At 28.6% G+C, this 13,503-nt stretch carries 13 protein-coding genes; 8 read left to right on the plus strand and 5 right to left on the minus strand.

Annotated features, from left to right (window positions below; translation table 11 throughout):
* Position 1: 1 nt before the first annotated feature.
* The 3 genes from ACZ49Z_RS13680 to ACZ49Z_RS13690 are packed head-to-tail and all read right to left on the minus strand — an operon-like array spanning position 2 to position 2,661.
* Positions 2 to 772, minus strand: coding sequence for a DUF4129 domain-containing protein (locus tag ACZ49Z_RS13680; protein WP_464304868.1), 771 nt, complete (start codon positions 770 to 772; stop codon positions 2 to 4).
* Positions 762 to 1,697 carry a hypothetical protein gene (locus ACZ49Z_RS13685; protein ID WP_464304869.1) on the minus strand — a complete coding sequence of 312 codons (936 nt, stop codon included), beginning with the start codon at positions 1,695 to 1,697 and terminating at the stop codon, positions 762 to 764. The genes ACZ49Z_RS13680 and ACZ49Z_RS13685 overlap by 11 nt, the downstream gene beginning before the upstream one ends.
* Positions 1,681 to 2,661 carry a stage II sporulation protein M gene (locus ACZ49Z_RS13690; RefSeq protein WP_464304870.1) on the minus strand — a complete coding sequence of 327 codons (981 nt, stop codon included), beginning with the start codon at positions 2,659 to 2,661 and terminating at the stop codon, positions 1,681 to 1,683. Before ACZ49Z_RS13690 ends, ACZ49Z_RS13685 begins: the two co-directional genes overlap by 17 nt.
* 21 nt (positions 2,662 to 2,682) lie before the next feature.
* Between ACZ49Z_RS13690 and ACZ49Z_RS13695 the strand changes: the two genes are divergently transcribed.
* Positions 2,683 to 3,423, plus strand: coding sequence for an RDD family protein (locus tag ACZ49Z_RS13695; protein WP_464304871.1), 741 nt, complete (start codon positions 2,683 to 2,685; stop codon positions 3,421 to 3,423).
* 1 nt (position 3,424) lies between these two features.
* Here ACZ49Z_RS13695 and ACZ49Z_RS13700 read toward each other — a convergent pair whose 3' ends face one another.
* Entirely contained in the window at positions 3,425 to 5,224 is a 1,800-nt protein-coding gene (locus ACZ49Z_RS13700; RefSeq protein ID WP_464304872.1) for a T9SS type B sorting domain-containing protein, read from the minus strand.
* 118 nt (positions 5,225 to 5,342) lie between these two features.
* On the opposite strand from ACZ49Z_RS13700, the gene ACZ49Z_RS13705 reads away from it, so the two are divergent.
* The 7 genes from ACZ49Z_RS13705 to ACZ49Z_RS13735 all read left to right on the plus strand — a co-directional run bounded on the left by ACZ49Z_RS13705 (position 5,343) and on the right by ACZ49Z_RS13735 (position 12,590).
* The gene (locus ACZ49Z_RS13705) at positions 5,343 to 6,326 is read left to right on the plus strand and encodes a GNAT family N-acetyltransferase (RefSeq protein WP_464304873.1); all 984 of its coding nucleotides are present in this window, start codon (positions 5,343 to 5,345) and stop codon (positions 6,324 to 6,326) included.
* Positions 6,323 to 7,456, plus strand: a complete 1,134-nt coding sequence (locus tag ACZ49Z_RS13710) for a DegT/DnrJ/EryC1/StrS family aminotransferase (protein ID WP_464304874.1) — start codon at positions 6,323 to 6,325, stop codon at positions 7,454 to 7,456. Before ACZ49Z_RS13705 ends, ACZ49Z_RS13710 begins: the two co-directional genes overlap by 4 nt.
* Positions 7,457 to 8,029, plus strand: coding sequence for an acyltransferase (locus tag ACZ49Z_RS13715; protein WP_464304875.1), 573 nt, complete (start codon positions 7,457 to 7,459; stop codon positions 8,027 to 8,029).
* Positions 8,029 to 9,039, plus strand: a complete 1,011-nt coding sequence (locus ACZ49Z_RS13720; RefSeq protein WP_464304876.1) for a hypothetical protein — start codon at positions 8,029 to 8,031, stop codon at positions 9,037 to 9,039. Before ACZ49Z_RS13715 ends, ACZ49Z_RS13720 begins: the two co-directional genes overlap by 1 nt.
* Position 9,040: 1 nt before the next feature.
* The gene (locus ACZ49Z_RS13725) at positions 9,041 to 10,534 is read left to right on the plus strand and encodes an oligosaccharide flippase family protein (protein WP_464304877.1); all 1,494 of its coding nucleotides are present in this window, start codon (positions 9,041 to 9,043) and stop codon (positions 10,532 to 10,534) included.
* Positions 10,535 to 10,622: 88 nt separating this feature from the next.
* Complete coding sequence (locus tag ACZ49Z_RS13730) at positions 10,623 to 11,858, plus strand: hypothetical protein (RefSeq protein WP_464304878.1); 1,236 nt, start codon at positions 10,623 to 10,625, stop codon at positions 11,856 to 11,858.
* A 339-nt stretch (positions 11,859 to 12,197) separates the two neighbouring features.
* Positions 12,198 to 12,590 carry a sugar 3,4-ketoisomerase gene (locus ACZ49Z_RS13735; protein ID WP_464304879.1) on the plus strand — a complete coding sequence of 131 codons (393 nt, stop codon included), beginning with the start codon at positions 12,198 to 12,200 and terminating at the stop codon, positions 12,588 to 12,590.
* A gap of 1 nt (position 12,591) precedes the next feature.
* Here the strand turns inward: ACZ49Z_RS13735 and ACZ49Z_RS13740 are convergent, their stop codons facing one another.
* Positions 12,592 to 13,485 carry a glycosyltransferase family 2 protein gene (locus tag ACZ49Z_RS13740; RefSeq protein ID WP_464304880.1) on the minus strand — a complete coding sequence of 298 codons (894 nt, stop codon included), beginning with the start codon at positions 13,483 to 13,485 and terminating at the stop codon, positions 12,592 to 12,594.
* Positions 13,486 to 13,503: the final 18 nt, after the last annotated feature.

Here is a 13,503-nt window from a genome sequence, read left to right on the forward strand (position 1 = left end):
TCTATTTTTCTTGTATTGCTTTTAAAAAGGCAGCTTCTGCTTTTGAGAAATCTGTTTCATTAATATCAAATTCACCATACCAACTATAGTCATAAATATAAGAAAGGTATTGAAAGTGCTCTTTTAATTGAGCAGATTTTATTTCATAGAGATAGTCGGAATTGGTTTTTTCAATATCCCATTCAATGATTTCTTTATCCGTGAGCGATTTTAATAGCCATAAATAGTAATAACGAATGGTTAATCGATAATCTTTTTCTTGTTTTGATTTTTTGATAATCTCTTTAAAGTCTATGGAATGAATGTTTTCTTCAACCATTTCAGAAACGGTAATTTTCTTTTTGTTTTTACCAAAAATCCATTGTCCTTCTTTTTTGATAATTAATCTAACAATCAGATATATAACAAAACCAATAATTCCATAGGCTATAATTCTCATTAGAATTTGTAATCCAGTCATTGAGCCATGAGCATTTCCAAAATCAAAAATTCTAGAAAAAAAATCGCGCACAGCTTTCCAAAATCGTTCCCAAGAAGACATTTTTTTGGTATCTATAACCGTTTCATAGACAAAATCATCGCTTTTATATTTTTCTTGAAAATTAGGTTCAAAAAATTTTGGTTCTACAGTCACGTTCGGCTTACTATAGGAAACAGTGTCAACTATATCTTGGCTTTCTACTACTGTTTCAGTTGCATTGAATAGTGAATCTGATTGTGAAAAAACAATAGATGCAATGAGTAGAAAAAGTAGTGCTAGTTTATTCTTCATTTTGTCCAATTAAATCAATGTCACTTTTAATACTATAATTCTCTTCTTCATCTTTAACACTGTAGTAGATAATTCCTTGATTTACAAAAATTAGATTTTGAAGCGTAAAACTAGAAATAGTGTAAACAATCATAAGAATGGTCATTGCGATAGCAAGTCCAGAATAAGGATCAGTATTTTGAGATTCTGTGTCAATAGAAATCATAAAACCAGCAAAAGTAAGAATATAGGGCACGAATGAAAAAATACCAACAATCATTTGTACTATAATATACATTATTACTGTGGAACCAATTATTGGCCAAAATTTTCTTTTTAATAGTTCAAAACCATTGCCTAAGGATTGAAAATAACCATTTTCGGTTGTGATATAGTCATAATAGCTTAAAGTCATCCAACTCATTAAAGCTGGGGCAACAATGAAAACTAAAGGAATACCAATTACAATCATCATTAATAGCATCATGATTCCCATTATGATGAATGCAAGGGGAATCATTATGATTAATGATGCTAAAAAAAATACAATTGTTCTTCCTACTTTCTTTTTTATTATGCCAATAATACTTTCGGTAGTGATTGTTTTTTTTTCGGCTACTAGTTTTAAGTAGGCAATAGGATAGGTATAGTTTATTAAACTAGCAAACATGATGATTATAAAAAGAAAAATTCCAAGCCCTATAAAAACTCCTAAATTATCATTCAGAAACAATGCCATCCCACTCGAATTATTTCTGTTTGCATTAGAAAACATTCCTTCGAAAAAAATGCTCGTAAAGAAATATAAAGTGGCAACAAGAAGTAACAGAACAATTCCATTGATAATGAAATAATTCTTAAAATAGCTTTTACCTTCAACCTTTAAAAAATCAAAAGTGTCTCCAACAAATTCGCTAAAACCTCTTTTTTTATATAATTGAAACATTTTTTGCTTTTATTTTTTTATTGACAATGAATGGATATATTAGGTAATAAAAACTAATGATTCCGAGAGTTGTTAGAATAATTCCAATACTTAATACCTTAGGCATGTCTATAGAATATCGGGTAATGAACCCTTCAAGAAAACCTGCTGCGAAAGTGAAAGGCATTGTGCTTAAGAATATTTTAAAAGTATTTTTAAAGCCAATTTTAAAAGAGTTAAATCGTGAAAATGTTTTTGGGAATAATATACTTGCTCCCAAAGCGAAACCAGCCCCAGCTTCAATTACCATGGCAAAAATTTCCATAGAACCATGAATCCAAATACCTCGAACACTTTCCCAAAACACTCCTTGTTGATGGAAGAACGTTTGAAAAGACCCCAGCATAATACAGTTTTGAAGAAAAACCCAAAAAGTTCCTATTCCAAGAAAAATCCCTAAAAAATAGGACAGGGCTCCCACTCTTAAATTATTGAGTGTTATGCCAATGAAACTTCCCCAATTGCTTCCGCTCTTGTAAACCGCTACAGGATTCCCATCTTTAATGTTTTCTAAGGTCATGTTTACATAATGATCTCCTAATATTAATCGAACAAAAGAATCATCATTCTTTGCAGAAACAACACCAATAGAAGTTAGTAAAGCAAAGATTATGAAAGCATATAGAATGTATCGTCTGTATTCATAAACAAGAAGCGGTACTTCGGTTTTAAAGAAATAAACCAAACGATTCGTATCTTGTCTTTTTGTTTTGTAAATTTTTTGATAGGTCTGCGAAGCTAAATGATTTAGGTATACAACTGTCTTACTTTTAGCGTAATAGGTTTGTGCATAGGCTAGATCATTTACCAAAAGAATATATAAATTGGCTAATTCATCAGGATTTTTCTTAGATTTACCGAAAATTGCTTGCTCAAATTCAAGCCATTTTTCTTTATTTTGCTTTATAAATGCTACTTCTCTCATGAGGTGCTAAAATAGAAAATTATGTCAGAATTAACTATAACTACAACACAAAATGTTTCAATAAATTTTACAGCTGCGTCTGTAGGTGAAAGAATGTTAGCCCAAATAATTGATTTATTGGTTATTATTGCCTATAGTTTAGTGGCTAATTATATTGTTGATGCCTCTGGATTAGGGAGCTATATTTCTTCTTTAGATTATTGGTCTATCTTGGCCATATATAGTATTATTTATCTGCCTGTTATGTTTTACAGTATTGTTCAGGAAAGTATTTTTGAAGGGCAAACAATTGGAAAGCGAATCATGAAGACTAAAGTGATCAAAATTGATGGTTATCAGGCGGGTTTTGGCGACTTTTTGGTGCGATGGTTATTTCGATTAGTAGAAATAGTACCTCCATTAACTATTGTGGGGTTGTTTTCTGTAATTTTTAGTGGTAAAAATCAAAGATTGGGAGATTTGGTTTCTGGAACAGCAATAATTTCTTTAAAAGACAAGATAAATATTAATCATACTATTTTGGAAGAAGTCAATGATGATTATGTGCCCACATATCCTTTGGTGATTAAATTATCTGATAATGATGTGCGTATTATTAAAGAAGCTTTCGAAACAGCAGTTAAAAATAGAGATTATGCTACTTTGATTAAACTGAGAGAAAAAATAATTTCGGTTACTGGAATAAAAAACCAGTCGGGCAATGATCAGGATTTTATTAGAACATTACTGAAAGATTATAATTTTTACACACAGCACATGTAGTTTACCTTGTTAAATATAAATACCCATTTAAAGGTTCTGGAAAGCTAGGATCGTTTAAGTATAGAATATAAAAATATGTACCGTCTGGTGCTTGTTTAGAGCCAATGCCTTCTTCTACCCATCCATTCCAATCTGGTTTGCTATTATCGCCTGTCCAAATTAGTTTTCCCCAACGATTATAGATTTCAAGTTTAAAATCAATAAAAATATCTCTTAAACCTTCAATAAAAAAAGAATCATTCAAGCCATCATTATTATCAGAAACAGCATTGTAAATAATTGGAGGACAATTTTCAGTTAACAAAGTGAATGAGGTAATAGCAAAACAATTGTTATCTTCAATTCGTATGAAAATTTCTTTCGGAGTAGTTAAGGCTTCATAATTTGAAGTATTAAAAATGGGGTTAATTGCATTTAATGCATCGTCCTGACTTTCATAAAAAGTAGCCGAATGAGAAACATCTGTTTTTACTTCATTTTCATAGGCTGAAAAATCAAATATACCTCTAGTTAAACCTAAATTACAACTTAATAAAGGATTTAAAACATTAAAATCGGGTGCAACTATTAGTTCAATGCTTATTGTATTGGTATTGTTGTTTTCTGCTAATTCAGTTACAATTCCAGTTCCATTTCCGATGTCGTCAACTACAGCTAAAACAGTGAAATTAAGAGGAGTTGTTGAAGGAACGGTAATCACTGCACTTCCAGTTTCGTTCCCACCAATCGGAATTATATTTTGTGTTTGACTATTGCCCACCAAAACACCATCAACATAGAAAGCAATTGGAGTATTGGCTTGTAAATCGTTAGTACTATTTAGGTTTGATACGGTATAAGCAATGGTAACTTCTCTAGAATCGCAAGTCACATTATAATCATTAAGCACAATAGTAGCATCGGGCAATTGACTATTTAGTTTTGTAACTATGGCATTAATCATTATAAAATCTTGATTGGAAGAAAGCGTAATTGTAGCATTTGTATTTCCGATTTGGATATAATCTTCGATTTCATAAATGTCCAAATCCATATTATAAAGATTAGTAGCACCAGTTACTGAATTGGTACTATTAAAAACATTATTTGCAGGATTTAATGTATTACTTAAAACAGAACCATTTACACTAAATGTTTCTGTAGGTAATGAAACATCCCCTTCCCAAGCGATAAAACCTGCAGTTGCACCACTATTATCTATTACAAATAAGTTTGTTAAATTGATTGTTAAATTGCTAGGGACACCTTGTAAACCATCATAAATATTTAGTTGATTTAATGGTAAAGTACTATTTTCATAAACGATTAAAATTGCCCAACCAGCAAAATTTGTAGAAACTTGTTTATGATGCAATTCAAAAGGTGAGATGTCTAAATCAGATAAAGTATAATCTCCATTTCCATTAGTTTGAATATAAGTAGTAATGTCTTTAAAAGCACTAAAATAAGTAAATGTTTGTTGTTGTGGAAATCCTGAAAGTCTAGAATGACTAAAAGTTCTATCTGGCGTCATTATAGTTCCATTTAAATCTACACTGAAGTCACCATCACCACTTCCAGCCCAATACAAATATGCTCTAATAACTGTATCTCCAGGATTTAAATTTAAGTTTGCTGTTGAAGAAGTTTGAGTAACTAAACCAGGACTTGGATTATTCTCTGCGGTATTCATAGTATTTCCAACAAAAGTAAAATCATATCTTCCATTAATTTGTGTGTATAATGAAATATCTTGACCTATAGCAAGTAAAGGAAAAAAAAATAAAAATAAGTAACCCCAGAAAGTACTTTTTTGCTTCATTATAAAGAAGTTGGAATCGAATTTGAGTACCAATATAATAATTTATTTAATAATAATTAAGAGATAAGCAGTTGAAGAATTAAAAAATTAGTAATTTTCGGCAATAATTCAACTACTTTTGAAAACATATCACGTAAAAAAATATACAAAAGAATATTATAGCTTATGGAATGACTTTGTTGCCCATGCAAAAAACGCAACATTTTTGTTTCATAGAGATTTTATGGAATATCATAGTGATCGTTTTGAAGATTATTCTTTGTTGGTTTTTGATGAAAAAGAAAATTTAAAAGCAATTTTGCCAGCAAATAGAGTAGGAGAAACCGTATATTCTCATCAAGGGTTAACCTATGGAGGATTGGTTCTTTCATCGGAGACTTTTTTATCGGAAGTGATATTTATAGTCAGAGCATTATTGTTGTTTGTAAATGAGAATGGAATTAATAAAATAGATTTAAAAATTTTACCTTCTATTTATTCAATTATTCCATCAGATGAAATGGAATACGTTCTATTTTTACTAGGTGCTAATTTGTATAGAAGGGATAGTATTGCAGTGTTGGATTTGGAAAATAAATTAAAAATATCGAGAGTTAGAAAACGAGGAATTAATAAAGGAATTGCAAATGAAATTGTGGTTAAAGAAACCAATTCTTTTGAATCTTTTTGGAATGAGATATTAATTCCTAATTTAAAATCAAGATACAATGTTCTTCCTGTTCATACTTTGGAAGAAATAACTTATTTAAAATCGAAATTTCCTTCAAAAATTAGACAGTTTAATGCTTATTATAAAGATCAAATAGTCGCTGGTGTTACTGTTTTTGAAAAAGGAAGGGTTGCACATCCTCAATATATTTCTGGAAATAAAGAAATTAATAATACTTTAGGTAGTTTAGACTATTTGTATCATTTTTTGATTGAACATATTTATGCAGAAAAAAAATATTTTGATTTTGGTATTTCTAATGAAAATGGAGGAATGAATTTAAATGAGAAATTGCATTATTGGAAAGAATCTTTTGGAGCAAGGACAATTGTTCAGAATTTTTATGAAGTTGAAACTAAGAATTTTGTTAAATTAAATGATGTGCTACTATGATAAAGTTTTTTGATCTACATAAATTAAATAAATCTTTTGAAGCTGATTTTCAGTTGAGAATGAAACAGTTTCTTGATAAAGGGTGGTATATACTTGGGGAAGAAGTAAAAGCATTCGAAAATAATTTTGCTGCATATTGTGGAACAAAGTATTGTATTGGTGTTGGTAATGGTCTAGATGCTTTAGTTCTTATTTTTAAAGCCTATATTCAGTTAGGAAAGCTAAAAAAAGGTGATGAAGTTATTGTGCCAGCCAATACCTATATTGCGAGTATTTTGGCCATTCTTCAAGCCGATTTAGTCCCTGTTTTAGTTGAACCAAAACTAGAAACCTATAATTTAGACACAAATTTAATAGAAGGCAATATATCGAGTAAAACAAAAGCAATTTTAGCAGTGCATCTTTATGGACAATTAGCAGACATGAATGCTATAAATAGAATTGCAAAAGCACATAATTTATTAGTAATTGAAGATGCGGCACAGGCTCATGGAGCTACTGTATCAGCTATAAATGATGAATTTGTTGGTAAAAAAGCAGGAAATCTAGCAAATGCTGCAGGATTTAGTTTTTATCCAGGGAAAAATTTAGGAGCATTGGGCGATGCTGGAGCAATTACTACGAACGATGAGGAGCTAGCCGAAGTCCTTTTTTCAATGCGAAACTATGGTTCTAAAGTAAAATACCATAATGAAATGGTAGGTGTAAATTCTCGTTTAGATGAATTACAAGCTTCTTTTTTGAATGTGAAATTACCTTATTTAGATGAAGAAAACACAGCAAGAAGGACCATTGCGAAACGTTATTTAACTGAAATTGAAAATGATAAAATAATATTACCCACAGAGTCATTGCGAGGAACGGAGCAATCTCAAAATCATGTTTTTCACCTGTTTGTTATTCGAACAGAAAACAGAAAACAGCTAGCGAACTATTTAAAAGAAAACGGAATTGAAACGATGATTCATTATCCAATAGCACCACATCATCAAGAAGCTTTAAAAGACATGAAATCGATGTATTTTCCAATCACTGAAAAAATTCATGATGAGGTGTTAAGTATTCCTTTGAATTCTAGTTTAACCAATGGAGAGGTGAATAAAATAATAAAAGTAATAAATGAATATTAAATGTACATTATAAATAAAATAATTAAACGAATATTTATAAAGTTAAAGATTTATAAATATAAAATGTTGTCTTCTTGTATTAATGTTAAAGGTAGTCCATTAACGCATCAGGCTATATTGTACAATGGAGAAGGAAAGATTTTTTTTGGTAATAATGTGAATATAGGTTTTGAAAAATCAAAAAATTTTTACTCTCATTACGCTTATTTTGAAGCACGCGGGAGTAATAGCGAAATTAGTATAGGGAGCAATGTTTATATAAATAATGCATTCTCAGTTGAGAGTGTTTCAAAAATAATAATTGAAGATAATGTTTTGATTGGTGTTAATTGTTCAATTTTTGATAGTGATGGACACCATTTAGATGTTGACAAAAGACATGTAGGTATCCCAAACTCTAAGCCAATTAAGATTTGTAAAAATGTATTTATTGGAGACGATGTTACAATCTTAAAAGGAGTAACAATTGGAGAAAATTCAATTATTGGATGTAAATCATTAGTGAGTAAGAGTATACCTAAGAACTGTGTTTATGCAGGAAACCCAGTTAAATTCATAAGAGAAATAAATTAATGGATATTTTAATTAAATCGTTTAATAGACCATACTACTTGGATAGATGTTTATTTAGTATTCAAAAATTTGGCATTAATTTTACAGGTAGTATATATGTATTAGATGATGGAACACCGCAGAAATTTTTGGATAAAATAGTTTTAAAATATCCATATATAAAAATTGTTAAAACTGAGTTTTATGATAAAAAATCAAAATTAATTCAATCAAACTCAATAAAGGAAATTTTAGAGATACCTATTAAAACTTGGATTACTTGTGCAGGAAACACATCAGAATATTTTTTATTGATTGAAGATGATTTTTGGTTCATTAGATACTTCAATTTTGGATTTTTTAATGGAATAGTAAAAGATAATGATTTAGCAATTTTAAAATTAATTTGGTTAGGAAATAAAAGGGTTATTTCAGGAATTACTCAGAGAGAGGAAAAAAAATATTTAATATACAAACCTAATTTAGATAGTTTTAACCCTTTTTATTTTAAACTTTTCTTTTGTACAAATAGATTTAAAATTAGAAAAATATTTAAACAATTAAATGTGTTTTCTGATAAGAAATGTTTAAATTATTATTCGATTTATTCAGTTGCTGGTGCCGTCTTTAATAAAGAATACTTTCTTAATTTATGGAAAAATAATAATGGGAAAGTTGATGAAAGGCTACAAATTTATAACGCATTAAAATTTTTAGGAAAAAAAAATCATTTTAAATTTGCAAGAACAAATGTAGAATATTTCAAAACTGGATTTATTTCTTCTGCTACAAATAAAAAAGATAACAATATTCAGATTGACATGTTTCAGTTTAATAATGTTTTAAACGAATCTTGGTTAAAGGGAGAGTTTCTAACTACACAAGATTTGAAAAATGATATTTGTGAGGAAAAGATAATGAGAGTTTTAGAAAATCATAAAGAAGAAAATCATATAAAAGGAGAATTGTGGAAGAGTTGGGTTTTAAGTTTTAAAAATCAATTTAGAGCTATTGGTTGTAAAATTGATTAAAATGGATGATAAAGAAGAAGGTTTTCATAAGTCAATTGTAAGGGCTACAGGAATATTTGGCTTTGTACAAGTCATTAAATTATTTGTAAAAGTAATTGTTGGGAAATTTACAGCTATTTTTTTAGGACCAGAAGGTGTTGGTCTTGTTGGTTTACTTACTAATTCGTTAGACTTAATAGGTTCTTTTACTGGGTTAGGTTTTAATATTACAGGTTCTAGAGCAATTGCAATAGCTGATTCTGACTCTGATGATGTAAAAGTTTCAGAAACTATTGTAGTCTTGAATAAATGGGCATTAATAATAGGAGTTTCTGGAGCAATTCTTTCTTCTGTTTTTTCTAAATGGTTAAGTGTTTTAACATTTGGAACAAGTGATTATTATTATTGGTTTATTTTTTTATCATTATATTTTGTTTTTTCAAGTTTTACAGCAGCATATGGTGCAATTCTGCAAGGGAAAAGATTATTGAAATATATTGCTTTATCTTCAATTATTAGTACTTTCATAATTGCATTAACAACTTTTTTACTGTATTATTTTTTTAGAAAAGAAGGAATAGTTATTGTCATAATTGTTACCTCTCTAATTACTGCAATAGTAAATTTTTATTTTGTAAATAAAATTAAAACTGCCAATGTTATTATTTCTTTTAAGGAAATAATAAAAAAAGGAATACCAATTATTAAGACTGGTTTTTTACTATCGATTAATGTTATTTTTGGAAGGATTTGTTTTTACATTATTAGGTTATTTCTTAATCAAGGTGGTGCGAGTGCAGAAATATTAGGTTTCTATGAAGTAAGTCTTGTAATTTTTGTTTCCTATTTAGGTATTGTTTTTACTGCAATGAGCACGGATTATTTTCCTCAATTAACCTCTTTTAAAGATGATAAGTTAAAGTTTTTAAAATTAGTAAATCATCAAATAGAGATTAGTGTGTTAATAATTACACCATCGATATTATTTATTTATTTAACGGGACCCTATCTTTTAGAGTTTTTATATACTAAAGACTTTAAAGCGGTATATTTAATATTAAAATTAGGATTGTTAGCAATGCTTTTTAAAGCAATTATTTGGCCATTAGGTTTTATGATTTTAGCAAAAGGTGATAACAGACAGTATTTTAAACAAGAAATTGTTTCAGATTTTATGAATATAAGTTTTACAATATTTTTTTATAATTATTTTGGATTACTCGGAATTGGGATTGCGATGTTAATGAATTATGTACTATATGGTATATATATATATTATTATTTGAATAAAAAATATGATTTTGTTTTTTTTAAAGAGGCAAAAATCATGGTATCGGTCTCTTTTATTCTGTTGTTTATAGCGTCATTATTAGTGTTGTTTTTTGATTTTTGTAATATTATTTTCTATTTAATTTTGATTCTTTTAATATCAGTTATTTACTCATTATCAATTTTAAATAGAAAAATTGATTTAATGAAAATATATAAAAAAACAAAAAATAATTTTAATAGATAATTTATTACATTTTCAAGATATAACTTTTATAATAGTAAAAAGATGAAAAGTAAAATATTATTCTTAGGAGGTCTGTTATTCTCAATTATTGCCAGCCGATGTAAACACAACTGATAATAAGTATCGCGAAGGAGGTTTATCTTTGGTTTATAGTTCATTACCTTCTTTTGCAAATAGTTATAAGTTTAATGTTCTTGTTGGATCTATTTTTGATGGAAGAATTAATATTGTGAATAGTGATAATGATACAAATAAAAATAGTTTAATAATTTTGGGGTCTAATAATCAAAATGCACAGACTCAACTATCAATCGCTGTTGCACCATGTGATGGTTGCTATTCACAAATCTCAAGAAAGGGAGATGCTATTTTAAGAAGTATTACTCCAGGAAGTTTGATTGTAAGTAATGATAATAATGGAGATATTAAATTTGTTACAAGAGAGACAACTACTGATCAAGTAAGAATGTTAATTGATAAATACGGGAAAGTTGGTATAGGGACTAATACTCCTTTAGCTAATTTAGAAGTTGCTGGTTTACCTAATGGGACTTATAATTTTGTAGATTGGGATGATATATGGAAAAAAACATTACAACTTAATATAGGATCATTAGTAAACGCAAAGTCTACATCAAGTGAAGGGAATAGATTGTTAACATTTGCAGATTATCCTGCTTCGAACTTAAATTCAAAAGCAGTATCATGGTTCAGTATTGAAGATAGAAATGATAATAAAAGACTTGGGCATCGTTCAGAAACAGACGGAACCAGTTCCTATAATATTAATGATAAAACACAGTCAAGCGTTTTTTCTATTTATGAAGATGGAACAAATGCTTTTATCGATTTAGCAAAACCAGGTTCCTATCTTACAGTTGGTGGTAAAGCTGTGTGGCCTGTTGAACATAATTTTTGGGTTAAAACGGGTTCTTCAAAATTTGAAGGAGATGTTATAGCAGCTACAAATATTGGTATAGGAACCTCTACATTTGTTGACGGTACAGATGCTTATAGATTATCGGTAAAAGGAAAAGTGAGAGCTGAAGAAGTAAAAGTTTATGTGGGATGGGCAGATTATGTTTTTGCAAAAGACTACGAATTGCCTTCACTAGAAGAAGTAGAAAAAGATATCAAAGAAAAAGGATATTTAATCAACATGCTCTCTGGTAAAGAAATTGAAGACAACGGACTTTTTGTTGGAGAAATCACAAAAATTCAACAAGAAAAAATAGAAGAGTTAACCTTGTATTTAATTGAGCAAAAGAAAGAAATTGAAGCGTTAAAAGCGCAAATGAAATTATTATTAGAGAAAAATAAATAATTAGATTTTAGGTAATTCAAAAGAAACCTAGGGTAGATTGTTCTTTATTACTAATGAATGATTCAATTGAAACCTGTTTTTTTATACAGATGGAGAAAAGGTTATGATAAAAGGTTATGATAAAACGTTTGTCAAGATGCTAAGTAAATATTTAGCTTATTGAGTTAACTATTTGTAAATTTAATTTCCAATAATCAAATAAAACTTTTAGATTTATAAAGTCAAATTAAGTTTAAATTGAATTACAATAAAGGTCTAAAATTAATTGTTTTAGACCTTTATGCTATTATTAATTGTGTTAGATTTTGTATTCGTTTTTTTAAATAATAAATTTGTTCAATGAATAAAACAAAAATTATACAACTACCCAAAATAGAAGATAGACGTGGTAATTTATCTGTTATAGAAAATGATGTTATCCCTTTTCCTATAAAAAGAGTATATTATTTATATGATGTTCCAGCTGGTGCAGAAAGAGGAGGACATTCTCATAAAGAACAGCAAGAGTTTTTAGTGGCGCTTTCCGGTAGCTTTGAAGTTATTTTAGATAATGGAACAGACAAAAAGTGTATAAAGCTCAATAGACCCTATGAAGGCTTATTGATAGGTAGTGGTGTTTGGAGAGAACTGAAAGACTTTTCATCTGGGGCTGTATGTTTAGTTATTGCATCTGATGTTTTTGATGAAGAAGATTATATTAGAGATTATAATGAATTTTTGAAAAATAGCTAGGCTAATTAATCAAGCGAATTTTATATTCTGTTTTTATTTTTAAAAGGAATAGTTTAACAACTAAAGAAAAATTTTTAAGTTTTAGATTATGAATAATTTCATAATGTAATCGTTTTAAAAGGGCTTTAAATTCATTTTTAGATGTGTTCATATAATAAGCTTTAGTTAAAATGATATAGGTGCTTTTATTCATTTTTTTTGAAAACTCATTTTTTTTATAAAAGGATGCTAACAAGGAGTTGCTTAGAAATCTTTTTTGTACTAAGGGTTCATCAATATAAATGAATGGATATTTCTTTGAAAGACGTAACCAATAATCTAAGTCTTCATAGACAAGGTTTTCGTCATAGCCGTTTAATTCAAGGAAAGGAGCTCTTTTATACATACCACTCACAGAACACATACATTTTCCTCCTTTAAGGATGCTTTCATAATTTGTTTTAAGAATGGTTGTATCTAAAACCTTTAAATTGCTGTCAACAGGAAAATGATAATATAAAAAAGTGTCATTCTCGTCTATAATTTCAGCATTGCCAAAAACTAAAGCAGCATTTGGGTTGTTTAAAAAACAATTAATTTGAGTTTGTATTGTATGTTTTAGTAGTACATCATCAGCTGCCAAATCAATGAGGTAGTCACCTTTAGAGACATTTATTGCAGCATTAAAAGATTTATTATTACCAATATTTTCTTTATTTTGAATAAAAGTAACGTTTGGGTAGTTTGTTATCCATTCTTTAATCACTGCTACAGAATTATCTATACTACCATTGTCAACAACTATTAATTCAATATTTTTGTAATCTTGGTTAATAACAGAGTTTAAACTTCTTTCAATATACGGTTCGTGATTGTAACTTGTGCAAACTACAGTTACTAAAGGAATGTTGGGCATAATTTTTATCCAAAAGTA

The sequence above is a fragment of the Flavobacterium sp. KY-23415 genome (genome assembly GCF_055384985.1).

Bases quoted from the DNA above. Each gene is read 5' to 3' on its own strand.
- ACZ49Z_RS13680 (WP_464304868.1), bottom strand. From the start codon at position 772: ATGAAGAATAAACTAGCACTACTTTTTCTACTCATTGCATCTATTGTT.
- ACZ49Z_RS13685 (WP_464304869.1), bottom strand. From the start codon at position 1,697: ATGTTTCAATTATATAAAAAAAGAGGTTTTAGCGAATTTGTTGGAGAC.
- ACZ49Z_RS13690 (WP_464304870.1), bottom strand. From the start codon at position 2,661: ATGAGAGAAGTAGCATTTATAAAGCAAAATAAAGAAAAATGGCTTGAA.
- ACZ49Z_RS13695 (WP_464304871.1), top strand. From the start codon at position 2,683: ATGTCAGAATTAACTATAACTACAACACAAAATGTTTCAATAAATTTT.
- ACZ49Z_RS13700 (WP_464304872.1), bottom strand. From the start codon at position 5,224: ATGAAGCAAAAAAGTACTTTCTGGGGTTACTTATTTTTATTTTTTTTT.
- ACZ49Z_RS13710 (WP_464304874.1), top strand. From the start codon at position 6,323: ATGATAAAGTTTTTTGATCTACATAAATTAAATAAATCTTTTGAAGCT.
- ACZ49Z_RS13715 (WP_464304875.1), top strand. From the start codon at position 7,457: ATGTACATTATAAATAAAATAATTAAACGAATATTTATAAAGTTAAAG.
- ACZ49Z_RS13720 (WP_464304876.1), top strand. From the start codon at position 8,029: ATGGATATTTTAATTAAATCGTTTAATAGACCATACTACTTGGATAGA.
- ACZ49Z_RS13725 (WP_464304877.1), top strand. From the start codon at position 9,041: ATGGATGATAAAGAAGAAGGTTTTCATAAGTCAATTGTAAGGGCTACA.
- ACZ49Z_RS13735 (WP_464304879.1), top strand. From the start codon at position 12,198: ATGAATAAAACAAAAATTATACAACTACCCAAAATAGAAGATAGACGT.
- ACZ49Z_RS13740 (WP_464304880.1), bottom strand. From the start codon at position 13,485: ATGCCCAACATTCCTTTAGTAACTGTAGTTTGCACAAGTTACAATCAC.